Source organism: Streptomyces sp. NPDC127177, from assembly GCF_042672475.1.
GTDB lineage: Bacteria > Actinomycetota > Actinomycetes > Streptomycetales > Streptomycetaceae > Streptomyces.
Genome location: NZ_JBHXUW010000012.1, coordinates 1 through 22,726 on the forward strand (window position 1 = coordinate 1; position 22,726 = coordinate 22,726).

At 68.8% G+C, this 22,726-nt stretch carries 22 protein-coding genes and 5 pseudogenes; 15 read left to right on the forward strand and 12 right to left on the reverse strand.

Annotation, left to right across the window (positions count from 1 at the left end):
* Positions 1–40: 40 nt before the first annotated feature.
* From ACFVJX_RS10215 to ACFVJX_RS10230, 4 genes and pseudogenes are all read right to left on the reverse strand, one after another.
* Positions 41–295, reverse strand: a pseudogene (locus tag ACFVJX_RS10215) (DUF308 domain-containing protein); the annotation flags it as partial.
* Between the two features lie 18 nt (positions 296–313).
* Positions 314–1,912: a tannase/feruloyl esterase family alpha/beta hydrolase gene (locus tag ACFVJX_RS10220; RefSeq protein WP_384126520.1), complete on the reverse strand. Its 1,599-nt coding sequence runs from the start codon at positions 1,910–1,912 to the stop codon at positions 314–316.
* Between the two features lie 278 nt (positions 1,913–2,190).
* Positions 2,191–2,883: a cytochrome b/b6 domain-containing protein gene (locus ACFVJX_RS10225; protein ID WP_384126521.1), complete on the reverse strand. Its 693-nt coding sequence runs from the start codon at positions 2,881–2,883 to the stop codon at positions 2,191–2,193.
* Positions 2,831–3,553, reverse strand: coding sequence for a molybdopterin-dependent oxidoreductase (locus ACFVJX_RS10230; RefSeq protein ID WP_384126522.1), 723 nt, complete (start codon positions 3,551–3,553; stop codon positions 2,831–2,833). The genes ACFVJX_RS10225 and ACFVJX_RS10230 overlap by 53 nt, the downstream gene beginning before the upstream one ends.
* A 507-nt stretch (positions 3,554–4,060) precedes the next feature.
* Between ACFVJX_RS10230 and abc-f the strand changes: the two genes are divergently transcribed.
* The 5 genes from abc-f (at position 4,061) to ACFVJX_RS10255 (ending at position 9,876) form a co-directional block, all read left to right on the forward strand.
* A complete protein-coding gene (abc-f, locus tag ACFVJX_RS10235; protein WP_384126524.1) occupies positions 4,061–5,689 on the forward strand; it encodes a ribosomal protection-like ABC-F family protein in 1,629 nt (542 codons plus the stop codon).
* A gap of 83 nt (positions 5,690–5,772) precedes the next feature.
* A complete protein-coding gene (locus tag ACFVJX_RS10240) occupies positions 5,773–7,425 on the forward strand; it encodes an ABC-F family ATP-binding cassette domain-containing protein (RefSeq protein WP_384126525.1) in 1,653 nt (550 codons plus the stop codon).
* 28 nt (positions 7,426–7,453) lie between these two features.
* A complete protein-coding gene (locus ACFVJX_RS10245) occupies positions 7,454–8,017 on the forward strand; it encodes a CGNR zinc finger domain-containing protein (protein ID WP_384126527.1) in 564 nt (187 codons plus the stop codon).
* Between the two features lie 215 nt (positions 8,018–8,232).
* Positions 8,233–8,748 carry a peptide-methionine (S)-S-oxide reductase MsrA gene (gene msrA / locus ACFVJX_RS10250; protein WP_384126529.1) on the forward strand — a complete coding sequence of 172 codons (516 nt, stop codon included), beginning with the start codon at positions 8,233–8,235 and terminating at the stop codon, positions 8,746–8,748.
* A gap of 282 nt (positions 8,749–9,030) precedes the next feature.
* On the forward strand, positions 9,031–9,876 hold the full coding sequence (locus ACFVJX_RS10255) for a prephenate dehydratase (protein ID WP_384126530.1): 846 nt from the start codon (positions 9,031–9,033) through the stop codon (positions 9,874–9,876).
* Between the two features lie 382 nt (positions 9,877–10,258).
* On the opposite strand, the gene ACFVJX_RS10260 is transcribed toward ACFVJX_RS10255, so the two are convergent.
* Entirely contained in the window at positions 10,259–10,684 is a 426-nt protein-coding gene (locus ACFVJX_RS10260) for an organic hydroperoxide resistance protein (protein WP_384126534.1), read from the reverse strand.
* 415 nt (positions 10,685–11,099) lie between these two features.
* Between ACFVJX_RS10260 and ACFVJX_RS10265 the strand changes: the two genes are divergently transcribed.
* Positions 11,100–11,312, forward strand: a complete 213-nt coding sequence (locus ACFVJX_RS10265; RefSeq protein WP_384126535.1) for an alpha/beta fold hydrolase — start codon at positions 11,100–11,102, stop codon at positions 11,310–11,312.
* Between the two features lie 102 nt (positions 11,313–11,414).
* Here the strand turns inward: ACFVJX_RS10265 and ACFVJX_RS10270 are convergent, their stop codons facing one another.
* Positions 11,415–11,996, reverse strand: coding sequence for a TetR/AcrR family transcriptional regulator (locus ACFVJX_RS10270; RefSeq protein WP_384126536.1), 582 nt, complete (start codon positions 11,994–11,996; stop codon positions 11,415–11,417).
* Between the two features lie 420 nt (positions 11,997–12,416).
* Between ACFVJX_RS10270 and ACFVJX_RS10275 the strand changes: the two genes are divergently transcribed.
* Positions 12,417–12,836, forward strand: coding sequence for a hypothetical protein (locus ACFVJX_RS10275; RefSeq protein ID WP_384126538.1), 420 nt, complete (start codon positions 12,417–12,419; stop codon positions 12,834–12,836).
* Positions 12,818–13,291 carry a hypothetical protein gene (locus tag ACFVJX_RS10280; RefSeq protein ID WP_384126539.1) on the forward strand — a complete coding sequence of 158 codons (474 nt, stop codon included), beginning with the start codon at positions 12,818–12,820 and terminating at the stop codon, positions 13,289–13,291. Before ACFVJX_RS10275 ends, ACFVJX_RS10280 begins: the two co-directional genes overlap by 19 nt.
* Here the strand turns inward: ACFVJX_RS10280 and ACFVJX_RS10285 are convergent.
* Positions 13,269–13,439 (reverse strand): hypothetical protein, encoded by a 171-nt coding sequence (locus ACFVJX_RS10285; RefSeq protein WP_384126540.1) that lies wholly within the window; start codon positions 13,437–13,439, stop codon positions 13,269–13,271. The genes ACFVJX_RS10280 and ACFVJX_RS10285 overlap by 23 nt on opposite strands.
* A gap of 423 nt (positions 13,440–13,862) precedes the next feature.
* Positions 13,863–14,116: pseudogene (locus ACFVJX_RS10290) on the reverse strand (transcriptional regulator); the annotation flags it as partial.
* A gap of 52 nt (positions 14,117–14,168) precedes the next feature.
* On the opposite strand from ACFVJX_RS10290, the gene ACFVJX_RS10295 reads away from it, so the two are divergent.
* A protein-coding gene (locus ACFVJX_RS10295) for an IS5 family transposase (RefSeq protein ID WP_384126542.1) occupies positions 14,169–15,046 on the forward strand; the annotation gives its coding sequence in 2 pieces (ribosomal slippage) (positions 14,169–14,969 and positions 14,972–15,046; 876 coding nt in all).
* Between the two features lie 13 nt (positions 15,047–15,059).
* Here ACFVJX_RS10295 and ACFVJX_RS10300 read toward each other — a convergent pair.
* Positions 15,060–15,491 carry a hypothetical protein gene (locus tag ACFVJX_RS10300; protein WP_384126543.1) on the reverse strand — a complete coding sequence of 144 codons (432 nt, stop codon included), beginning with the start codon at positions 15,489–15,491 and terminating at the stop codon, positions 15,060–15,062.
* A gap of 106 nt (positions 15,492–15,597) precedes the next feature.
* Between ACFVJX_RS10300 and ACFVJX_RS10305 the strand changes: the two genes are divergently transcribed.
* The 3 genes and pseudogenes from ACFVJX_RS10305 (at position 15,598) to ACFVJX_RS10315 (ending at position 17,376) form a co-directional block, all read left to right on the forward strand.
* Positions 15,598–16,182, forward strand: coding sequence for a DinB family protein (locus tag ACFVJX_RS10305; RefSeq protein WP_384126545.1), 585 nt, complete (start codon positions 15,598–15,600; stop codon positions 16,180–16,182).
* A gap of 83 nt (positions 16,183–16,265) precedes the next feature.
* Positions 16,266–17,023: pseudogene (locus ACFVJX_RS10310) on the forward strand (transposase); the annotation flags it as partial.
* A gap of 140 nt (positions 17,024–17,163) precedes the next feature.
* The gene (locus ACFVJX_RS10315) at positions 17,164–17,376 is read left to right on the forward strand and encodes a MafI family immunity protein (RefSeq protein ID WP_384126546.1); all 213 of its coding nucleotides are present in this window, start codon (positions 17,164–17,166) and stop codon (positions 17,374–17,376) included.
* A 34-nt stretch (positions 17,377–17,410) separates the two neighbouring features.
* Here the strand turns inward: ACFVJX_RS10315 and ACFVJX_RS10320 are convergent, their stop codons facing one another.
* On the reverse strand, positions 17,411–17,983 hold the full coding sequence (locus ACFVJX_RS10320) for an O-methyltransferase (RefSeq protein WP_384126547.1): 573 nt from the start codon (positions 17,981–17,983) through the stop codon (positions 17,411–17,413).
* Positions 17,984–18,084: 101 nt separating this feature from the next.
* Positions 18,085–18,300 (reverse strand): annotated as a pseudogene (locus ACFVJX_RS10325) (hypothetical protein); the annotation flags it as partial.
* 109 nt (positions 18,301–18,409) lie between these two features.
* On the opposite strand from ACFVJX_RS10325, the gene ACFVJX_RS10330 reads away from it, so the two are divergent.
* The gene (locus ACFVJX_RS10330; protein WP_384126548.1) at positions 18,410–19,612 is read left to right on the forward strand and encodes an indole oxygenase; all 1,203 of its coding nucleotides are present in this window, start codon (positions 18,410–18,412) and stop codon (positions 19,610–19,612) included.
* A 66-nt stretch (positions 19,613–19,678) separates the two neighbouring features.
* On the opposite strand, the gene ACFVJX_RS10335 is transcribed toward ACFVJX_RS10330, so the two are convergent.
* Positions 19,679–20,491: an alpha/beta hydrolase gene (locus ACFVJX_RS10335; protein ID WP_384126550.1), complete on the reverse strand. Its 813-nt coding sequence runs from the start codon at positions 20,489–20,491 to the stop codon at positions 19,679–19,681.
* 640 nt (positions 20,492–21,131) lie between these two features.
* Here ACFVJX_RS10335 and ACFVJX_RS10340 point away from each other — a divergent pair.
* Positions 21,132–22,199, forward strand: a complete 1,068-nt coding sequence (locus tag ACFVJX_RS10340; protein ID WP_384126551.1) for an alpha/beta fold hydrolase — start codon at positions 21,132–21,134, stop codon at positions 22,197–22,199.
* Between the two features lie 145 nt (positions 22,200–22,344).
* A pseudogene (locus ACFVJX_RS10345) lies at positions 22,345–22,692 on the forward strand (IS5 family transposase); the annotation flags it as partial.
* Between the last annotated feature and the right edge of the window lie 34 nt (positions 22,693–22,726).

Here is a 22,726-nt window from a genome sequence, read left to right on the forward strand (position 1 = left end):
CGCCCGGACGGGGCGTGAGCCGGACGGATGGCCGCGAAAATCAGACGGAACGATCGCGGGTCTGTCGTGCCTTCCAGACCAGCAGTCCAGCCTGGGCGGTGAAGAAGACACCGCCGCCCGTGGCGTAGGTCGACAGGACGTCCAGTGAGGGATCATCGCCCGCAGCCTGGACGATGCAGAGGATGCCGGCCAGGAAGGACAGGCCGCCGGCGATCAGCATCGGCTACTGCTCGCCCAGCTCGGGGCTGCGCCGGCGCAGGCCGACCATCATCTGGGCCGCTCCGCAGACGACGGCCCCGGAGGCCGGGGCCGCTCAGTGCCGGTGCGACGAGACGCAGCGGAAGCTGCCGGCGTCGGCCGGGTCACCGTGGCCGTCGTAGCGGGACACCAACGGGTAGCGGCACAGTTCACGGTCGAACTGCCGGCCGGTGGCGTTGGTGAGTGTGGCGGAAAGAGTCCGCGGAGCCTTGCCGTGCTCGACCCACTCGGTCAGGGCCGTCAGGTCGGCGCCCTGGCCCCCGAGTCCGCAGTGGACCGTGCCCGGCGCGAGGAAGAGACGGTAGAAGTCGTCGACCCGCTGCGTGCCACCGAGCTTGTGCTCGACCCGTTCGCGGTATTCCACGGTGCCCTGCGTGGGGATGAACTGGTCGGACTGGCCGTGGTAGGTGAGCAGCTTGCCGCCGGACTCGTGGAAGGCCGAAAGATCCGGGTCACTGGTACCGATGACCTTGGCGTACTCGGCCCTGGACTGCTCGAACAGCTTGGTGAACCGGCTGTACGTCAGCTTCGAGGTGTCCAGGCCGGGTTGCTTGGCCACCCACTTCCTGGTCCAGTCGTCAGGGACCTGGAACGGTTCGGGGCCGGCGAGAGCGAGGATCTCGGCGCCGATCGGCACGCCGTACCCGAGCTTCTTGCCGGACGTGGTGCGCGGGCCGTCCCAGATCTTGCGGACCACGGCCGCGTCGGCCGCCGTGATGGTCACCTGCTCGCCCTCGCAGTCGACCTTCGTGCCGATCAGCCGGCGCGGGTCGTAGTCGCAGCGCGAGGCGTCGGCGATCAGGCCGTCCTCGGCCCCGTCGAGCGTGTCACAAGCCTTGACCGCGGCCTGGGTGAAGGCCTTGAACTCGCAGTCGGTGGGGTGGGTCTTCTCCTCGTTCATCACCACCTGCGGCCACAGCGTCGCGGGCACGTACTCGTCCCAGTTGATGGCGGGCGCGTTGGCGAGGATGCCGTCGTAGTCGTCGGGGTGGCGCTGAGCCTCCATGTAGCCCTGGCGTCCGCCGGTCGAACAGCCGTTGAAGTAGGAGTAGGAGGGCGCCTTGCCGTAGACCGCGTCGGTGACCGCCTTCCCGACGATCACCGTCTCGTGCTGTGAGCGCTCGGCGAAGTTCTTCAGCAGCGTGGTGTTGACCTTGCCCTTGCTGGTCAGCGCCCAGCTGCTGTCGATGGCATCGCCGACGCCGCCGTCGGTGGTCGAGGCGGCGTAGCCCTGCTTGACCGCGTTGGCCAGGCCGGGATTGTTGTCGCCGACAGCGAAGGCGGCGCCGCCGACCGCCTGGAAACGTCCGCTCCACCCTTTCACCGGCAGCCAGGTCCGCACCTTGGCGTGGTCGCCCTCACCCGGGTGGGTGAGGGTGACCGTCACCTCGCAGTAGGCGGGAACACCGGGCACCTCACCGCCCAGGACTCCGGTGCCCTTCACCGTTCCTCCGGCCTGGTGGACCGCTGTCACGGACTCCACCTCGGTGCCTGACGGAGCTTTCACGGCGACGGTCGAGCAGTTGAGGGACGTGGGCGTCGGAGCTGCCGCGGGGGTCGAGCCCCAGGTGTCCGCCGCCGCGGTGGGCAGGTACATCGCGGCCGCTGCCAGGGGCACACCGGCCGCGAGGAGGATCAGAAGTGGTCGTCTCATGACTTTCCTATCCAAGAAATGTGTCTGTGTTGAGACACATGTGCTGACACCGCAACAAGGCAGGTGGCTCGGCCGACCGCCCGGCGGATACGAGAAGAGATTGACACGAGCTTCGTCACCGGTCAAGCAGGTGACTCTCATGTCGGGGATCGCGGCAGATACATCGCGGGTCGTCACTCACTCTGCTATCACGCGGACCCGCGCGCATCAGTCAGTTGACGGTCAGTCCCGGCACACACGTTCTGAAATCATCCGTCGGACAGCCCGGCGGGGAGATGTCATTTCCCGGGCGCGTCGCCGGTTACCTCAACCGCACGGTCGCCCCGCAGCCAGTGCGCGTGGTGCAGCGCCGCCCATGACCGGCTGACGTGTCCGGTGCGCATACCCAGCCTCGCCTCCGGGTCCTCGTAGGCCTTGCGCATGTGCGCGACCAGGACGATGCCGACGGCCCAGGCGAGGCAGTCGTGGACGAAGATCGCACTGGTGCGCGAGATGTCGGGCAGCAAGCCCATGAACCACATGAGCAGGCCGGTGAACATCATCACCAGCACCGCACCGGCGATCCAGCCCGCATAGAGCTTCTGGCCCGCGTTGAACTTGCCGGCCGGGCGGGCCTTCGGGGACGTCAGCCGCTTGCGGGCGGACCGCAGCCACTGCCTGTCGTAGGGCGCGAAGCGGTTGAGCCTGCGCAGGTCCGCCCGGAAGGCCGGGGAGAGGAGTCCGAACAGGACGGGCAGCGGCAGCAGGATGCCCGACCACTCGTGCACCGTGACCATCAGGTGTCGGCGGCCGACGAGTTGGGCGAGCGGTGCGAGGTAGAGGCAGGCCGCGGTGACCAGGCAGAGCAGCATCAGCCAGCCGGTGGCGCGATGGACCATGCGTTCGGCGGTGCTGAAGCGGCGTACGCGGTCCGCCCGCTCAGGAGGCGTCACTGCGCCTGTCCTCTCCGGCGAGCCAGCCGTCGATCGCATACCCTCGCTCCTCCCAGTAGCCGGGAACGACCTTGTCGGTGACCGAGATGCCGGACAGCCACTTGGCCGACTTGTAGAAGTACATCGGGGCCACGTAGAGGCGGACCGGGCCGCCGTGCTCATGCGTGATCGGCCTGTCGTGCATGTTCAGCGCCACCAGTACGTCCGAGCGCCGTGCCTGATCCAGGGTCAGGCTCTCGCTGTAGGCGCCGTCGAAACAGGTGAACCTGACCGCCGCGCCCCGGGAGCGCACCCCTGCGGCATCGAGGAGATCCGCCAGCTTCACCCCCTCGAACGGCGTCTTCTCCACCCGCCAGCCGTCGGTGCACAGGACGTCGTGGACCACTCCGGTCTGGGGCAGCGCGCGCAGCTCCGTGAGCGTGAAGGTCTTCGGCCGGTCGACCAGGCCGCTGATCTTCAGCTCGTAGTTCGTCTCGTCCTTGTGGGGCACCGAGCCGACGACGCTGTAGTAACGGAAGCCGCCCGGATTGGGCAGCAGGCCGGTGAGTCCGGTCGGGTCGATCTGCGAGGCGGCACCGAGGAGCCCTTCCCAGCCGCGCTGCAGAGCGGGCGCTGCGGCGAGCCCGGCGGCCCCCGCGCCGAGCATGCCCAGCAGCGCCCGCCGCCCCACCGGTGCACCTTCGGCGTCCGGTTTCCGTTCTTCTGCCATGTTCAGCACTCCCTCGGCGCAGTAAAGGTCCCGGAGACGTCGAAGGCGCGCCACGGGCGTCAGCCACGCGCCACACACGTGTGCCGCGAGGGCGCTACACCCACTCGCAAGCATCACCTGTTCAAGTGGTGACGATATTGGCATCGCCCCCTTCGACTGTCAAGAAACGGACGACAGACATGTCACCGAGTTCCGCGGTCTCTCCTCGCTCCCCAGCGCACACGTATGCGCTGGGAATCCCCCGGCCGGAGAATGCCCGGAGCGTCCGCCGGTGCCGCCTCCGGAGTAGGCGGAGTCCCGCGCTGCTAAACTGATTCAGGCATTGACCACATCGAAGGAGCAGCAGACATGGTGGGTGACGACGACATCTCCGGGTGATACCCGGATGTGATCGGCCACCGGCAGGCGCGCGGAGCGCTGCCGCCCTGGCCAGTCGTCGTTGTGCCCCATTCCCATGTCTGCCCTGGGTAGAAGCCTGTCTGCCCTCATTCACTCCGAGGTCGCTCCATGTCTTCCCTCATCTGCTCGAACCTCGCCTTCGCCTGGCCGGACGACACCCCCGTCTTCCACGACCTGTCCTTCACCATGAGCACGGGGCGAACGGGCCTCGTCGCGCCCAACGGCTCGGGCAAGAGCACGCTGCTCAAACTGATCGCCGGCGAACTCAGGCCCGGTGCCGGGTCGGTGTCCGTCGACGGCACGCTGGGCTACCTCCCGCAGAGCCTGCCCCTGTCGAACGACCTCACGGTCGCCGAGGTGCTCGGTGTCGCAGCTGTCGTCCGGGCCCTGGACGCCGTCGAGTCCGGGGACGTGGCCGAGGAGCACTTCACCGTCATCGGCGACGACTGGGACATCGAGGAACGCACCCGTGGACAGCTCGACCGCCTCGGTCTGACCGAGCTCACTCTCGACCGGAGCCTGACCACGCTCAGCGGCGGTCAGGTCATCTCGCTCGGTCTGGCGGCCCAGTTGCTCAAGCGGCCGGACGTGCTGCTGCTCGACGAACCCACCAACAACCTCGACCTCGAAGCCCGCCACAAGCTCTACGCCGTGCTGGAGGACTTCAACGGCTGTCTCCTGCTGGTCAGCCACGACCGAGCCCTGCTCGACCTCATGGATCGCATCGCCGAACTCGGCAGCGACGAACTGCGTCTGTTCGGCGGAAACTTCACCGCGTACGAGGAGGCCGTACAGGCCGAGCAGGAAGTCGCCGAGAAGAACGTCCGCAATGCCGAGCAGGAACTGAAGCGGGAGAAGCGGGAGTTGCAGCAGGCCCGTGAGCGCGCCGAGCGCCGCGCGAGCAACGCGGCACGCAACCTCAAGAACGCCGGCCTGCCACGCATCTTCGCCGGGAACATGAAGCGCGGCGCTCAGGAGTCCGCCGGCCGGGCAGGGCAGATGCACACGTCCCGGGTCAGCGAGGCGCGGGCCCGGCTCGACGGGGCGGAACGTTCGCTGCGCGACGAGCAGCGCATCACCGTGGACCTGCCCGACACCAACGTGCCCGCCGGGCGCAACCTTTTCCTCGGCGAGGGGATGCGGGTCCGCCTCGGCGATCGGAAGGTGTTCGGCGGACAGGGCGTCGAACTGTCCATCCGCGGCCCCGAGCGCATCGCGCTGACCGGTCCCAACGGCGCCGGCAAGACCACACTGCTGCGCCTGCTCACCGGAGACCTCGATCCGCAGGGCGGACAGATCAAACGGGCCGAAGGCCGCATCGCCTACCTCTCGCAACGGCTGGACCTGCTGGATGTGGACCGTACCGTCGCCGAGAACTTCACGGCGTTCGCCCCGGACCGGCCCGAGGCCGAGCGGATGAACCTGCTCGCACGCTTCCTCTTCCGCGGCCCACGGGCCCACCTCCCCGTCCGTGTACTCTCCGGCGGCGAACGGCTGCGCGCCACCCTGGCCTGCGTCCTGTGCGCCGAGCCGGCACCGCAGCTGCTGCTCCTGGACGAACCGACGAACAACCTCGACCTGGTCAGCGCGGGCCAGCTGGAGAGCGCCCTCAACTCCTACCAGGGCGCGTTCGTGGTGGTCAGCCACGACGAGCGGTTCCTCACCGAGATCGGTGTGAACCGGTGGCTACGCCTGGCCGACGGCACGCTCAAGGAGACGGGGGCCCCCGAGGTGTGAGCCTCCGGCGTGTCGACCTGCGCCGTGTCCGAGGCCTCGCGCCCGGCGGGCCCAGCACCGAACACGTTGGACGGATGATCCCCATGTCCCAGCCCGCCCTGATCGCCCACGACCTCGTCCGCAGTCTGGGCGCCCGCCGAGTGCTCGACGGCGTCTCGCTGACCGCGTCTCCCGGCCACCGCATCGGCCTGATCGGTGAGAACGGCGTCGGCAAGTCCACCCTGCTGCGGCTGCTCGCGGGGGCGGACGAACCCGACGCGGGCAGCGTCACACGCCCCTACGATCTGGGGTTCCTCCAGCAGGAGGCGCCGTTCGACACCTCGTCGACCATCACCACGGTCCTGGACGAGGCCCTCCGTGAGGCTCGCGAGGTCCTCGCGGAGATCGAGCGGCTGGCCGAGGAGCTCGCCCGCACCGCGGACGGCGAACCCGGCCACGCCGAGTTGCTCGACACCTACGGCAGGCGGCTGGAGGAGGCCCAGGACCGGGAGGTCTGGGACGCGGACCGGCGTGCCGCCGTCATCCTGGAAGGCCTCGGCCTCGGAGAGTTCGGGCACGACCGGACTCTCGGATCACTCTCCGGCGGGCAGCGCGGCCGGCTGGCCCTCGCCGCGCTGCTGGTCCGGCGACCGTCGGCGCTGCTGCTGGACGAGCCGACCAACCACCTCGACGACGCTGCCGCCGCCTTCGTGGAGGAGCAGGTGCGCACACTGCCCGGAGCCGTGGTGGTGGCGAGCCATGACCGGGCCTTCCTCGACGCCGTCTGCACCGACCTGATCGATCTCGATCCCGCTGTCGACGGCCCTGTCCGCTACGGCGGGAACTACAGCGCCTACCTGGCCGCGAAGCGTGCCGAACGGGAGCGCTGGGAGCGGCGTTACGCAGAGGAGCAGGAGGAGCTGGATACCCTTCGTCACTCGGCCGGGGTGACGGCGCATCGCGTCGCGCCCGACCGGGGGCCACGGGACAGCGAGAAGATGGGGTACGGACACCGGGCCGGGCGAGTACAGAGCCAGATCTCGCGCCGGGTACGCAATGTCACCCGCAGGCTGGAGGCGCTCGAGCGCAGCCGGGTCGAGGAGCCGCCGCAGCCGCTGCGCTTCGCCGGCCCGACGCTCTCGGCCCCCTCCGCGCTCTCCGAGCAGGGCCAGGATCCACTGGTGTCCCTCCACGACGTACGGGTGCCCGGCCGGCTCGTGCTGGACGGCGTGGAGGTGGCGGCGACCGACCGTCTGCTGGTCACGGGGGACAACGGGGCCGGCAAATCGACGCTGCTGGCGGTGCTGGCCGGGCATCTCGCAGCCGAGGGCGAGATCCGTCGGCGGAGCGGGCTGACGGTGGGGCTGCTCACTCAGGACACCGTGTTCGACCGGCCGGACCGTACGGTCCGGGACACCTACGAGCGGTCGGTGGGGTCCGAACGGGCCGAAGTCGTCACGCCGGCCTCGCTGGGCCTGATGCACCGGGCGGACATGGACAGGCCGGTCGGGCACCTCTCGGTGGGCCAGCGCCGGCGGCTGGCGCTGGCGCTCCTGGTGGTGCGCCCGCCGCATCTGCTACTGCTCGACGAACCCACGAACCACCTGTCCCCGCGTCTGTGTGACGAACTGGAGGAGGCGATGGGCACCGGGCCCGGTGCGATCGTGATCGCGAGCCACGACCGCTGGCTTCGCGGGCGCTGGCGGGGCCGCGAGCTGAGGCTGTCCGCTGCTCTGACAGGTGACGGTTCTTGCTAGGTACAAAGTCACCTGTCAGGATGGTGATGTGAATCTTAACCATGTCTTCGTTTGCGGGAACCCCGCCCTGGACTTCGCGGCGACCCTGCGCGCCCGTCGTTCGGCGCGCTTCGAGATGTTCGTGACGCCCGACCGACTGAACGCCTGGTATCTGGAATCCGGCGTCGTCGACACGATCGCCCCTGGTGAGGAGGGTGACGTAGAGCAGGCCACGACCGTACGGGAGGCCATTTACCGGTTGGTCACGGACCGACGGCTCGGGGAGGAGTTCGACGACGAGTCGCTCGGGGTGCTGAACGACGCCGCGCGCAAGCAGCCCGCGACGCCGCAGCTCACCGCGTCGGGACGCCGGACCGAAGCGACACCGGAGCAGGCCCTGTCCACCGTCGCCCGGTGTGCCGTCGAACTCCTCAGCGGACCGGACGTACCCCTGATGAAGGAGTGCGGCAATCCGGAGTGCACCCGCGTCTACATCGACCGCTCCCGCGGCATGCGGCGCCAGTGGTGCGGCATGGACTCCTGCGGCAACAAGATCAAGGCGGCCGCCTACCGCGCCCGCAAGAAGACCGTGCCCGCCCCGGCCGCTCACTGACCCACGCAGGCCGCGCAGGCCGCGCAGGCCGCGCGCTGAACGGTCCGCACCCCCGCAAGGTGCCTCATCTCGTTCCCGCACAGGTCACTCGCCCTCCCGCACAACTCGCTCGTCACCGCCTCGTCACCGCCTTGGTGGGTAACGAGTGAGGTGCAATGATTGCGTCACGGCGCTGTGCGAGGCGGCTCCGAGCACGGAAGAAAAGGTGATCTGTGATGGCTGACGACAGCGAGAAGAAGGCCCTGCTGGCGGGCGGCTGCTTCTGGGGAATGCAGGAGCTGATCCGGACGCTCCCCGGAGTGGTGACCACACGGGTGGGCTACAGCGGCGACGACATGCCTGAGCCGACCTACCGGAACCACGGAAAGCACGCGGAAGCCATCGAGATCACCTACGACCCCGCGCGCACCGACTACCGGACGCTCCTGGAGTTCTTCTTCCAGATCCACGATCCGTCCACCAGGAACCGGCAGGGCAACGACGTGGGCCTGAGCTACCGGTCCGCCATCTTCTACCTGGACGACGAACAGCGGCGGGTCGCTCAGGACACCATCGCCGATGTCGAGGCGTCCGGGCTCTGGCCGGGGCCGGTGGTCACCGAGGTCGTACCCGCGGGCGCGTTCTGGGAGGCCGAACCGGACCACCAGGACTACCTCCAGCGCTACCCCGACGGCTACACCTGTCACTTCCCGCGCCCCGGCTGGCGGCTGCCGCGCCGCACGGGCGCCTGATCTCCGCGGGAGCCGTACACGGCGCGACCTCCGGCCCGTGGGTGGCACGCATGCATCCCGCCCTGTCCGCCGGCTGGACGACGTACGGGTGCCGGGCGGCTTCGTCACTTACTCTGCCGGCGGGCGGGCGTACGAATACGCTCTGCCCTTCGCGGCGGGAGACGGCGGGCACCCCCTGGTTGGCCTCGTGGCGGACAGTTCACCGATACTGCAGTTCACACGCTTCGCGGTGGAGCTACTGCTGCCCCGCTCGCAGAGCCCCTCAGTGGAAGGCTGAACACGGTGACCACCGTCGCATACCAGGGTGAACCCGGATCCAACTCGGCAATGGCAGCCCATGCCCTGTTCCCCGGCGGGGACGAACTCGCCTGCACTGGTTTCGAGCAGGCTCTGGACGCCGTCACCCTCGGCGCAGCCGACGTCGCGGTGATCCCGGTGGACAACTCCGCGGCCGGTCGCGTGGCGGACGTGCACCATCTGCTGCCGGAATCGGGGCTGTTCATCGTCGCCGAGTACTTCCTCGCCATCCGCTTCGACCTGATGGGTGTTCCGGGCACGACCCTCGACGACGTGGAGTGCGTACGCAGCCACGTGCACGCCCTGGGGCAGTGCCGGAAGATCCTGCGGCACGGCGACTGGCGCACCCTCGTCAGCGATGACACGGCCGGGGCGGCGCGCGAGGTGGCTGAGCTCGGTGATCCACGGCACGCCGCACTCGCCCCTCCCGCCGCGGCGAAGCTCTACGGGCTGGACGTCCTGCGGTCCGAGGTCGAGGACGATCCGGACAACACCACGCGCTTCGTCGTACTCTCCAGGGACTCCGCCCTCGCACCGAACACGGGCGAGCCGACGATGACGAGCCTGTTCTTCTGCGTGCGGAACATCCCGAGCGCGCTTTTCAAGGCACTCGGCGGATTCGCCAGCAACGCGGTGAACCTCACCAAGATCGAGAGCTATCAGATCGGCGCCGGGCTGAGCCCCAGCCGGTTCTACGTGGAGATCGAGGGCCATCCCGACGAGCCCCGTGTCGCCCTCGCGCTGCATGAGCTGCGCTTCTTCTCGTCCGAGGTGCGCGTTCTCGGGGCGTACCCGGCGCATCCGCACCGGCTGAGCGGTCGCGCCTCCTGAGAGGCCGCGACGCGGTCCCGCGGGGGCCCGGCGGCGGGGAAGGTTCAGAGGAAGTCCGCGGCGATCGGCCCGAATCCCGACGTGGCGGTGGTTCCGGCCCACACCCACACCTGGGTGACGTCGGGCCATGCATTGTGCCGGGCCACGGATCCGGTGGCAGTACAGGGCTGGACCGCGACGTCGTAGGCGGCGGGCGGGCAGTCCTCACGGATGCGCCCGAATGCATGGAGCAGGGGAAACATGTCTCTCCCTGACGCTGAACGCGCCTCGTACGGACAGGAGGGCGGGATGCGGAGATGTGGGACGTGGGACGGGTGACGCGGGTCCCTCGCCAGGGGAGTACGTGGGACCCGCGGTGCGTGGGGCCGAGTCGGCCGGTGGCTCAGGCGGCGGTGGCGTTGATGGTGACGGGGATGTTGTTGCGGGTGGCCTTGGAGTAGGGGCAGATCTGGTGGGCGGCCTCGGCCAGCTCGGTCGCGGTGTCCTGGTCGACGCCGCCGAGGGCGGGGTGGAGGGTGGCGGAGAGGGTGAACTCGCCGTCGTCGCCGTGGGTGAGGGTGATTTCGGCGGTGATGGTGGTGCTGGTGAGCCTGACCTTGCGGGTGGCGGCGGCATGGCGGAGGGCGCCGAGGAAGCAGGCTGCCCAGCCGGCGGCGAGGAGCTGCTCGGGGTTGGTGGCGGTGCCGGCTCCGCCGAGGTCCTTGGGAACGGCGAGGGTCGTCTCCAGGAGGCCGTCCTCGGAGCGGACGCGGCCGCCGTTACGGCCCTCGCCGTCGACGTTCACAACGGCGGTGTAGGTGACTGCCATGGCTGGTTCTCCTGGTCTCGTGTGGTCGCGTGCTCGTTCTCGGACCGGTCATTCACATCACCGGTTCGGGCGGTGACGCAACCATGGCATCCGCGCTCGTCACTCGTCAAGGCGGTGACGCGCGCAGGTTGAAGACGCATACGGGACGGTCGGTGCCGCCTCCACATCTGCTTCAGGGACAAATGTTTCTATGTGGTCGGAAAACACGTGTGAGCGGGGCCGGCAGGCGCCGTGAACGTGGGCGTCGCTGCATGCCTGCGGCGACGAGAGCCCGGGCGCGTACCTGACGGCCCTGCCCTTCACCGAGAGCCACCTGGCCGCGCTCCCCCGGAAGCCGTCCAGCAGGTCATCGCCCGGTTCGGGGCAGCCTGCTCCCGGCGTTGCCGAACAGATCGCCTTCACACTCGGCATCGGCATGCGCGAGACCCTGCCCCGGATCGCGGTGCCCACCCTGGTCGTGGCGGCTGAGGGCGGCCGGTTCGTGGCTCCCGAGCACTCCGCGGAGATCGCCGACGGCACCTCCGGCGCAGTACTCGTCGGCGCCATGGGCGGTCACTCGGCCGTCCTACAGGACCCGGAGCCGACCCGGGAGGCGCCGGCCGGCTTCCTCAAGGGTCTCCACCTCTGAACCGCTCCCCGCCTCAGCGGCCGTCGGTCTCAGCGGCGCAGTGCCGCAGCACCGCGGCGTCGGTCTCAGGGACGCAGCGCCCGCAGCACCGCAGCGTCGGTCTCAGGGACGCAGCGCCCGCAGCGTCAGTTCGCCGTACCGGCGCCACAGCTCGGGGTCGCGCTCGGCGATCCTGATCAATTGGACCGCCATGCCGCAGAGCACCACGCGCAGATCGAGGATCGAGGCGTCGGCGCGGATCTGGCCGGTGGGCTTGGCCGACTCCATCAGGTCCGAGAGCTGGGTGAGCAGACCGGAGATGCTTCTGAATCCCGCGTCCGCGAGCACCTCCGACAACAGCCGGTCGCCGGCGAGACTCTCGAAGAGGCGGAGCACGTAGTCGCTGAACGCCCGGTAGGGGTCCGCCTGGGCCAGCGCGGGGGCGGTGGACCGCCGCAGCTCGGCCAGCCGGTGGTTGACGGCGGCCCCCACGAGGTCTTCCTTGGTGGGATAGCTGCGGTAGACGGTGGCCTTGCCCACCTCGGCCCGCTTGGCGATCTGCGGCACGGTGCCCTGGAGGCCGGACTCCTGGAAGACCTCGAGCGCCGCAGCGAAGACGCGCTCTTGGTTGCGGCGGGCATCGGCCCTTCGCAGGGGTGCGCCGGGCTGGGGGGCAGGGCTCGGACTCGTCTCCACAGGTTTCACCCGCCCATTGTGCCCACCCGCCTCCCCCGGGCCGGCACCGCCATGTCCGCCGGGCTGCCGGCCTCGGCACACGCCGGATGCGGCCTGTGCGGAGGCCGGCTTTCTTTCGGCAGCCATGAACTTCGCGAGAGCGTCCAGGTTGTTCATCGCACAACAATTTTGGATACCCACTCCTACGCCTCTCTGCGCACCCCTCGGAATAGATCATCGAGGGTGACCTGGATCTCAAGTTTCACTCAACTGCCGCGACAGGAAAGCGAGTCGCTCCCTAGGGTCAGTTCCTGGTGGTCGACGGGCCGCTTTCGGAAGAGAAACGGGGAAATACGTGCGTCCAATACCCAAGACGTCGCAGTCGGCTGCGCCGTCGCCGCACTTGCCACTGCGGGTGCTGTACCCGCCAGTGCCGGGACGGTCCATCCGATGAGCTGCCCGCCCGACCGGGGTTATGACTTCTCGGGCAGCTACACGTATTACAGGGACATGGAACCCCGTTCCGGCGGGGACAGCGGCACGACGATCAGCATCACCTTCCACAAGGGCAAGACGACGACGTCGACGGTCGGCGGGGCGGTCTCCGGCGAAGCCAACGTGGTGTTCGCCAAGGCGTCGGCCGAGTTCGACTACCATTTTGCCTGGCAGTGGACGAACAGCTCTACTTACACGTGGTCGTGGAAAGTGCCGAACTCGATGAAGCACGGTTACCTGCACGCCGGAGTGAAGGCCAGGTACACGAAGTGGAACTACAACCAAACCGAGCCCAACTGCAAGACCAAGGTGTTGCGCAAGGGATCGGCGCGGCTGGTCTACAACGGCCGCGAGACATGGCACGGGAAAAGCTGATGCGCAGCGCAGGGATTGTTCTGCTGGTGGTGTCCGCCGTTGTGGTGTCCGGGTGCAACGGCGGGCAGAATACGCCGCCTTCGCCGAGTGCCTCGAAGACAGCGGCGCTGGTGTCCGATCCGGAGAATCCTGAGAAGGGCGCTAAGACACCCGGCCAGCTGGGTCCGGGGACGGTGAAGCTGCCCGTGGCTGCGGACCGGATTGCCGCGTTGTCCGTGCGGTATGACTGTCTCGGTCCCTCGGGTGGCCTGAAGGTCAGTAATGGAACAGCGCTGCGCGCCGGGATCGAAGCCTGTGATGACAGCGCCACCTACGGTGCCTCGATGAAGACGCAAGACCTGGATGGCCGGAAGTTCGGCGGTACGGTCAAGATCGAGGCCGACAAGCGGACGCGGTGGCGCGTTTCCGTCAGCATCACCGACAAGGATGGCGTCAAACAGACAGTCCATAGCTGAACTTGACTGCGCCGACCGCCTCCTCGACCTCGCGCCAGGTCCGCCTCGACGAGGCGTGCCTGGCGTGCGAGCGCACCGACTCCACCCGCGTCTTGGCCAGCCGGTCCAGGATTCCCAGCTGGCTCCGGGGCTCCGTGGTCGCGACCACGACGATCTCGATCCGGTGCCCGGACAGCCGACGAGCTCGGCGTGGACGACGTCGTCGGTGCCCGGGTCGTAGACGGTGCCGGGCTCCGCGTCAGCGAGCAGTTCGGCGAGGCGTTCCCACTCCGCGAGCTCCGCCGGGCCGCGGGCGTCATCGACCGGTCCTCGTGCCGGGACGCCTGCCGCGCGTCGAACCGGGCGTCATCGAGGGCCGCCTCAATGGCGCTGGCGTCCGACCCTTCGCCCGACGCCGTACGACGCGACGGCCGCTGCGGGCCGGGTCGACCGGCTCACGGGGGGGGTGCAGCGACGCGGGGGCACCACCGCCGGGCGGCCACACCCTGGTCATCTTCGGTCTCGCATTCGCGGGTCGGATTTGGAGCGGGCCGCCACCAGAGAGCGGGATGGCGGCGCGCTGGATTGCATCGAGGTAGGCGTCACGCAGCAGTTGGTACCAGCCCTCCAGGTGATGACCGTTCTCGTGCCGGACCCACACCTCGGACGGCGTCACCTCGTGGCCGACCTCCTGGGCGTAGGTGACGGTGGGCGTCGCGTACCGGGCCGGGCCCGTCGGGCGGTCGCCCTTCGGCGTGACGGGGAGGGCAACAGGCTGCCGTCCCGTCGCACCCGCCCTTTGTCGATCTTCACGTGGGAGAGGTCGACGTGGGCCAGGTCGACCAGCCGCTAGGCCGTGTATCAAAAGTGGATCTTGAGCGGTCCATGATCTCGGTTCATGGGGCGGGGAGATCTCACGGACGAGCAGTGGGTGGTGCTGGAGCCGTTGTTGCCGAAGGGAATGAGGGCGGGGCGGCCGCCCGTCTGGCCTCGGCGGCAGCTGATCGACGGCATACGGTTTCGGGTCCGGACCGGTGTTCCGTGGCGGGACGTGCCTGTCGAGTACGGGCCGTGGAGCCGGGTCTACGACTTGTTCCGCCGATGGCAGCGGGGCGGTACCTGGCAGCGGATACTCACCCGGCTCCAGTCCCTGGCCGACGCAAAGGGTGCGATCGGGTGGGACCTGAGCGTCGACTCCACAGTGTGCCGCGCTCATCAGCATGCGGCCGGGGCCCGCAAGCAGGGTGACCTGCAGAAGGAACCACCGGGCGGCGTGTTCGCCGAGCCCGGTGATCACGGGCTGGGACGCTCGCGCGGCGGGTTCACCACCAAGCTGCACCTGGCCGTCGAGCAGGGTCAAAAGCCCCTGTCGATCGTGGTCACGGCAGGACAGCGCGGGGACTCACCGCAGTTCGAGCCCGTGCTGGAGAAGGTCCGCGTGCCCCGCATCGGGCCGGGCCGGCCGCGCGTCCGCCCTCATCGCGTGCGGGCTGACAAGGCTTACGCCTCTCGCAGGAACCGTGCCTACCTGCGTCGCCGCGGGATCCGCTGCACCATCCCGGACAAGGCCGATCAGGCGCGTAACCGCCGGAAGCTCGGCTCCCGCGGCGGTCGGCCTCCACGCTTCGACCGGGTCGACTACCGCGAGCGTCACGCGGTCGAGTGTGGGATCAACCGCCTCAAGAGGCATCGCGCGGTCGCGCCACGCGGTACGACAAACTTGCGGTCCGCTACGAGGCGACCGTCCTCATCGCTGCCATCAACGAGTGGTTGTGATCGGCACCCATCGCTAGAGCTCGTAGTCCTGAGCCAGCTCCTCCCAGCGCATGCTGCAAAGTGCAAGGGCAGCGTCCTCGCCCGACGGGACATCCAAGGCGGCCTGGAACCAGACCACAGTGAGGGCGGAACGGTGCAGCACCGGGTCGAGCTCAGGGGAGACCGGTGTTGAGCGGAAGGCGCCGATGCAGGCCACGGAGGGCAGCACCTCAACGGGGCCGAAGGCGCCGGTCGTCTGGTCCGGATACTCGCGGGAGGGCGGAACCAGATGGACCGGCATGGAGGAAAACGCATGTTCAGCCTGCCGCTGGAGGCCGCTGACCTTCATGTCATTGATGGGCTTGCACGGGTAGCCCTCCAACATCCCCCCGTAGGTCGAAGACATTCGGAGCTCGGTGAGCTCGATCGAACGGCCAGATGAGAGCGCTATGTGGCTCAGCGACATGCCGACACCTTATGAGCTCGTAACAAGATCTTGCGGGTATGGCCCGGTTGGGCGCGTGAGGGGTTCCGGTGACAGTCCGTAGCCTGTCATGGCAGAGTCGTGTCGCATGATCGATACTTTCGCGAAAGAGTACCTGCACAGCGATCTGCGAGAGATGCGCGAGGCGATACTTTGGAAGCTCGATGGGCTCGTTGAGTACGACATCCGACGCCCTCTGACCTCGACGGGAACCAACCTGCTCGGCCTGGTCAAGCACTTGTCGACCTGGGAGTCCAGGTACTTCGGCGAGGTCTTCGACCGACCGTTCCCCGAACCCCTGCCCCGGTGGGACAACACGGAGGAACGTGGCGCCGACATGTGGGCGACCGAACACGAGACGAGGGAGGAGATCATCGACCGCTACCGTCGCGTGTGGGCGCACTCAGACGAAACGATCACCGCCCTAGCCGTCGACTCCCATGGCTACGTGCCCTGGTGGCCACGTCCCAAGGTCAAGCTGTTCAACATCCTGGTCCATATGCTCACCGAGACCAGTCGGCACGCCGGGCACGCCGACATCCTGCGCGAGCAGCTCGACGACTCGACAGGGACAGCTGCCAAAAGCCCGAATCAAGAGCATGACGCAGCCTTCTGGGATGCCCATCGTGCGAAGATCGAGCGAGCCGCTCAAGCAGCCATCGCCAGCTCGTGACGTGATCATGATCCGGTCTTCTTGAGGCGTCTCCAGCAGATCAAGCTGCAGGCCAACGAGACGAAGGCATCGTGGAGTTCGGGGCGTCGTTCCGCCGTGTGCCTGGCCGCGTGATCCGGATCGGCCGCGAGGCGTTACGGTGCCTCCTCGCCCGCCGTGGGATCACCTTCCAGCGCACCAAGACGTGGAAGGAGTCCCCGGACCCAGAGCGCGACGCCAAGCTCGACCGCATCGAGCACGTCATGGAGTGCTTCCCGGACCGGATGTTCGCGTTCGACGAATTCGGGCCGCTCTGCATCCGCCCCACCGCCGGCTCGTCCTGGACGCCCGCCGGTCATCCCGAGCGGCATCCCGCGACCTACCACCGCACCCACGGAGTGCGGTACTTCCACGGCTGCTACTCGGTCGGCGACGACACCCTCTGGGGCGTCAACCGCCGCAGAAGGGTGCCGCGAACACCCCGGCCGCGCTCAGGTCGATCCGCGCGGCCCGCCCGGACGGCGCCCCGCTCTACGTCATCCTGGACAACCTCTCCGCCCACAAGGGCGAACAGATCCGGCACTGGGCGTAGAAGAACCGGGTCGAGCTGTGCTTCACACCGATCTACACGTCCTGGGCCGACCCGATCGAGGCCCGCTTCGGGCCGCTCCGGCGGTTCACCGTCGCGAACTCGAACCACCGCAACCACACCGTCCAGACCCGGACCCTGCATGCCTATCTGCGCTGGCGGAACAAGAACGCCCGCCACCCCGACGTGCTGGCTGCCCAACGGCGCGAGCGCGCCCGCATCCGCAGTGAGAAGGGCATCCGCTGGGGTGGGCGCCCGGCGAGAGCCGCGTGACCATGCGAACAGCACCGGCGACACTGACGTCATGACCCTTGATCGCGAGGCACTTCAGACCAGTTGGAAACCGGACCCGCGGCCACCTCGAAGCCGCCCGGGCCCGCCTGATGGGCCTGCCGAGCGTCGACCTCTCAGCAATGCTTGAGTTCCAGGAGCACAACGAGCTGGGACTCGCTTTCGACTGTCTCGTCGATCTCGGTGACGACCTTGACCTGCCGCTCGAATTCTGGCAGCACCTCGATCGGGCAGCTCGTGAGACGCGGCTCTACAGCGATGCGCTGCACACACCCCACCTCACGGCTGCCGACCTCTGCCGCCGCCATCTCGCAGCTGCCTCGGAGAAGGAATGAGCGGCTAACCCGGCAAACCTTCACGGTCAGAGCATTAGAGGCGACGTGCCGCAACCACTGCTGAACTGACGGGCGTTGTGTGTACTTCAGTGGCGTCCAGGGCCGGATGAGTGAGGTAGAACAGGCGGAGCTCATCCACTTCGCCGCCGAAACGAGGCGGCCAATGGGGCGATGGAGTGAAGTCGTCCAGGATGAGAAGGCCACCGGGAGCTAGCAGCTCGATGACCTGCTCGGGGTCGTCGCGCTTGCCTCCGCCGTCGCAGAAGAAGACATCGAAGGGGGCGTGCTGCTCAAGCAGGCGCCAGTCCCCAGTGAGGACGCTGACGCGGTCGTCGTCCGAGAAGACACCAGCCGCTCGACGCGCGAGCTCCTCGTCCCGTTCCACGGTGACCAGGCGGGCACCGGCGCCAAGCCCGCTGTGCAGCCAGGCGGTGCCCACCCCCGAGCCGGTGCCGCTCTCCGCGATGACTCCGTGGGGTTTCGCAGCAGCGGCCAGCCTGAGCAACCTGCCCACTTCAGGGATGCAGCTCTTCTTGAAACCCGCCTCGGAGGCGACACGCTCCGCGGCCACCACGCGAGACGGAACCGCACGCTCTGCCATGATCACGAATCCCCCTTCATCCTGAACATGACGCTACCCGCCAGCAGAAACGTCCGTACGGAGTTTCGCCTGCCCGGACCCGGCGAACCTTCCCGGTCAGAGCCTTAGCCGGGCAGCTTCGGGTCGAACACCGGTTCTTGACGTGGGTAGGCTCACCGAGGCCGACATATCAGCCCGTTCGCGCCGGCGGCGACGGCCATGTTCACGTCCAGGCCGACCAAATGGCGCAGGGTGCACTCCGCATCAGTCATCGGCCGCGCCCAGTCGTACGCCTCCTCGAACAGCGTCTCCGAAGGGCCCCTCACGTGGAAGCGTGGCAGATCCAGCTGGTTGAGCGACCCGGGCATTCCCCTCAGCCGGATCCGTGTAGCTTGAGACATCAAGCGGACCTAAGGGTCCGCATGGGCTCTGCTGAAGCACTCTGGAGCAGCGATGAATCGGTTGGACACTCAGAAGAACACCCCGCCCCGCGACTCGGTCCAGCCGCTCGTCGCGGCCGCCCGTGCCCTCTCCCCCGTGCTGCTCCGCGATGCCGAGGACGCCGAGCGCGAGAGCCGGCTCACCCCTGAGGCGGGCCAGGCACTGCTGGCCGCCGGCATGTTCCGGCTGGCTGTTCCCAGGCGCCTGCGCGGGCACGAACTCCCGATCGCCGCCTGTGTCGACGTCCTGGCCGAGATCGGCCTGGCCTGCCCGTCGAGCGCGTGGGTCGTCATGCTCTCCTACGGGGCCCAGCAGATCGCCGCGTCCTTCGGGGAGAGAGCCCGCTTCGACCTCTGGGGCGAAAGCCCGGACGTCCCCATGTGCGGTGTGTTCAGCAGCGCGGGGGCCACCGCGGAGCAGGTCGAGGACGGGCTCAGGGTCTCGGGCAGGTGGTCATGGGCCTCCGGCTGCCACCAGGCCGAATGGGCTGTGCTCGGTGTGCCTCTCGCCCGGGCCGACGCGAACGGGACCGAACCCGGGGTGGCGCTCTTCCCGATGAGCGAACTTGCCATCGAGGCGACCTGGGACATGGCCGGTATGCGCGGCACGGGCAGCGACACGGTCGTCGCCGACGGCGTCTTCGTCCCGTACCACCGGGTCCGGGCCTTCTCCGACGTGGTGTCGGGTGACGAGCGGGGTGACGAGCCCCTGTACCGGGTCGCGCCGGGATCCATGACGCTGACCTCTGTTGCGCCGATGCTCGGGGCGGCCCGGGCGGTCTTCCGTATGACGCTGGAGGCCGTCGAGGGCGGCAAGCCGATGGCCATGTCCCTCCATCGCCGGCTGGCCGACTCCCCCAGTGTCCAGGCGGCCCTCGCCGACGCGGCCACGCTGATCGACTCCGCCTGCCTGCACATCCAGCGTTCCGCCGAAGCGGTCGATGCGGCGGCGGCGTCTCCGGGCACCCCGGCCCTGCTGGACCGGGCACGGGTGCGCATGGACGTGGGGCACGCCTCCACATGTCTGCGACAGGCGGTACAACTGCTGCTCACAGTGAGCGGGGCGAGCAGCTTCTCCCGTGCCGATGCCATCCAGCGCTACTGGCGAGACCTGGAGACGGCGGCCCGGCACCCCACGCTGAACCCCGGCCTCGCCAGGGAGATGTACGGCCGTGCCCTGGTGGGCGACGAGCGGCCCGTCAGTCCCATGGTGTGACACCTGGCTCCCGGCAGAGCGGGGAGAGCCGGTGTCACACCCGCCGCGCCTCCGCGAGGGCTCCGCTCAGCGCTCCGCCGCGAGCGCGTGGACACCGTGGGCGTCGAGCCAGCCGAGGACGTAGTCGGCGAGCGTGCGCCAGCCGCTGTCGACGACCATCGAGTGGCCCCGGTCCGCGAACTGCTTCAGATCGCTCATGGCCCTGGAATCCCCGTACAGCTTGTACGCCGCGCGGTTCACGGAGTCGGGCACCATCCGGTCCTCCTGCCCGGACACCAGCAACAGCGGCCCGCGCGCCGCGTTGCCGGTGTCCGCGAACGCGCGGGGGTGCCGGACGGCGCTGCCGTGGCCGAGGTCGGTGAGGAGGCGACGCGGCGCGGGCACCACATAGCGGTCGAAGAGCCTGCCGGACTCCTCCTGTCCGACCGTGTTGGCGAAGACGTGCCGGAACTGCTCCCGTGACACGGACACCAGCCCGGACCCGTGCACCGGATCCCCCGCCCCGGGGGTCCACAGCTGGGAGGAGGAGGCAGTCGACGGGACGTCGTTGAGGGGAGCCGGCGCGATCGCCACGGCCGCCCTGCCCAGATTCGCCCCGATGAGGTGCTGCGCGATGAGCCCGCCGACCGCGTGCCCGACGAGCACGGGCGAACTGTCGAACGACCGCACGATCCGCCCGTAGTGATCGGTGAGAGCGTCCAGACCGGCCGCGCCGAGTTCGTCGGGGCGCTCGCGCGTCTCCCGTACGGTCGCGGCCTCCCCCGGCCACGCCGGGGCGAAGGTGATGAAGCCCCGGCGGGTGAAACGCTCGGCCCACGCCTCCCACGACAGCGCGTGCAACCACGCGCCGTGGATGAAGACAACGGGGGTACGGTTCACGGCTGAGCCCTCCGAGTATGGATGAGCACCCGGCACCGACATGCGGGCGACCGCTCAAGAGTGGTCCGGCCCCGTCGGACCCGAAACAGTCGAATGACTCAACGCTCGGCGCCGCCCACATGTGCTCCTGAACGCGACTCCGGGGGCAAAGGTTCTTGTGGCCGCTCATACGACGGGCGATGCACCGCCGATGCGGACGAGGCACTCGGTGTTCGCGGCCCACAACCAGCGGATGTCGGGGAGGTATCACCGTCAACTGACTGATGCGCCGGTCGGTCCGCCGGACGAGACTGTGTGACGCCGGCCCCGCCGAACGGAAGGAACACCCGTCATGAGCGGCGACCGAACCGGTGCACGGGCCCGACACGCGGCGTCCAGGGATCTCCCTGTGCTGTCGTTGGACATCCACCGGATGCTGGACGGGTTCGCCCGGCACACCATCCGGGGACCGGCTTCCGGTTCGACTCGGCACGGCCCGAGGTGCCGTCCGACTGAGCGAACGGTCCGGGACCCGTGCCCGGCCGGTAACGGCTCACCGGACGGCCCCGCGACCGGTACCGCCCGACCCGGAGCGATCCGGCTGTACGCACCTCTACCCAACCGCACCACGGCAGTTCACCGACAGAACGAAGGGTTTCACATGATCAACAGGCGTACCTTCAGCAAGGTCGTCGGCCTGGGCACGGGCGCGGCGGCGGTCTCGCTGACCGGCCTGCAGACAGCCCATGCCTCCACGGCCCAAGGGGCGGGGAACGGCAAGCCCACCCCGGTGGTCCCGCCGGTGGCCTCCGGCACTCACACGTCTTTCAGTAAGGTGAAGCACGTCCGGGCGGGCCTGCTGGACGTCGGCTACGCGGAGGCGGGCCCCGCCCACGGCCCCGTCGTCATCTGCCTGCACGGCTGGCCCTACGACATCCACAGCTACGTCGATGTGGCTCCGCTGCTGGCCGACCTGGGCTACCGCGTCATCGTCCCCTACCTGCGTGGGCACGGCACGACGCGTTTCCTCTCATCGAGGACCTTCCGCAACGCCCAGCAGTCGGCGATCGCCCTCGACATCATCGCCCTGATGGACGCCCTCAAGATCGAGAAGGCGGTCCTGGCCGGCTTCGACTGGGGTTCGCGCACCGCCGACATCATGGCGGCCCTGTGGCCCGAGCGAGTGAAGGCGCTGGTGTCGGTGAGCGGTTACCTCATCACCAACGTCGAGGCCCAGAAGGGGCCGCTGGCCCCGGCGGCCGAACACACCTGGTGGTACCAGTACTACTTCGCCACCGAGCGGGGCCGCAGCGCCATGGAGAACAAGGAGTACCGGCCGGATCTGTGCCGGCTGGTCTGGGACACCGTCTCGCCGACCTGGGACTTCGACGACGCCACCTTCCAGCGCACGGCAGACGCGTTCGAGAATCCGGACTACGCCTCCATCGTCATCCACAACTACCGCTGGCGGCTCGGCCTCGCCGATGGCGAGCGCCGCTACGACCGTTACGAGAAGCAGCTCTTCTCACGGCCGTTCGTCAAGGTGCCCACCATCGCCCTCGACGCCGAACGCGACCCCTTCACACCGTCGCCCGGTGACGGCTCCTCGTACCGCGACCGGTTCACGGGCGCCTACGAGCACCGGCTGCTGAAGGGCATCGGCCACAACCTGCCGCAGGAGGCGCCCACCGCCTTCGCCCAGGCCGTCGTCGACGTCGACCGCTTCTGATCCGGGCAGCGGCCGACCGCACGCTGTCCGAGCCCGTGCGGCCCGCCGGCCGCTCACGGAAAGGTTGCGAGAAGGCCGCCGACGCGCCTCTCAGGCGCGAGGGTCCGTTGCGAAAGTGGATCTTGCTTGTGGATGACCGGGTGCTGTGATTCGTGGAGACCTGACGGATACGCAGTGGTCGCGGCTGGAGCCGCTGCTGTCGCGCGGGAAGAAGCCGGGGCGGCCGCCGATACGGACCAGGCGGCAGCTGATCGACGGCATACGGTGGCATACGCGCACCGGAACACCTTGGCGGGACGTGCCCGAGCAATACGGCCCGTGGGACCGGATCTACGACCTGTTCCGGCAATGGCAGCGCAACGGGACATGGAGGCGGATCCTGGAACAGCTCCAGACCGCGGCCAACGTGAAGGGACTGGTCACCTGGGTCGCGTCAGCGTTGGACTCCACCGTCTGCCGCGTCCATCAGCACGCCGCGGGCGCCCGAAAAAGGGGGATCTCCAGAAGGTCACGGCCATCAACGAGTG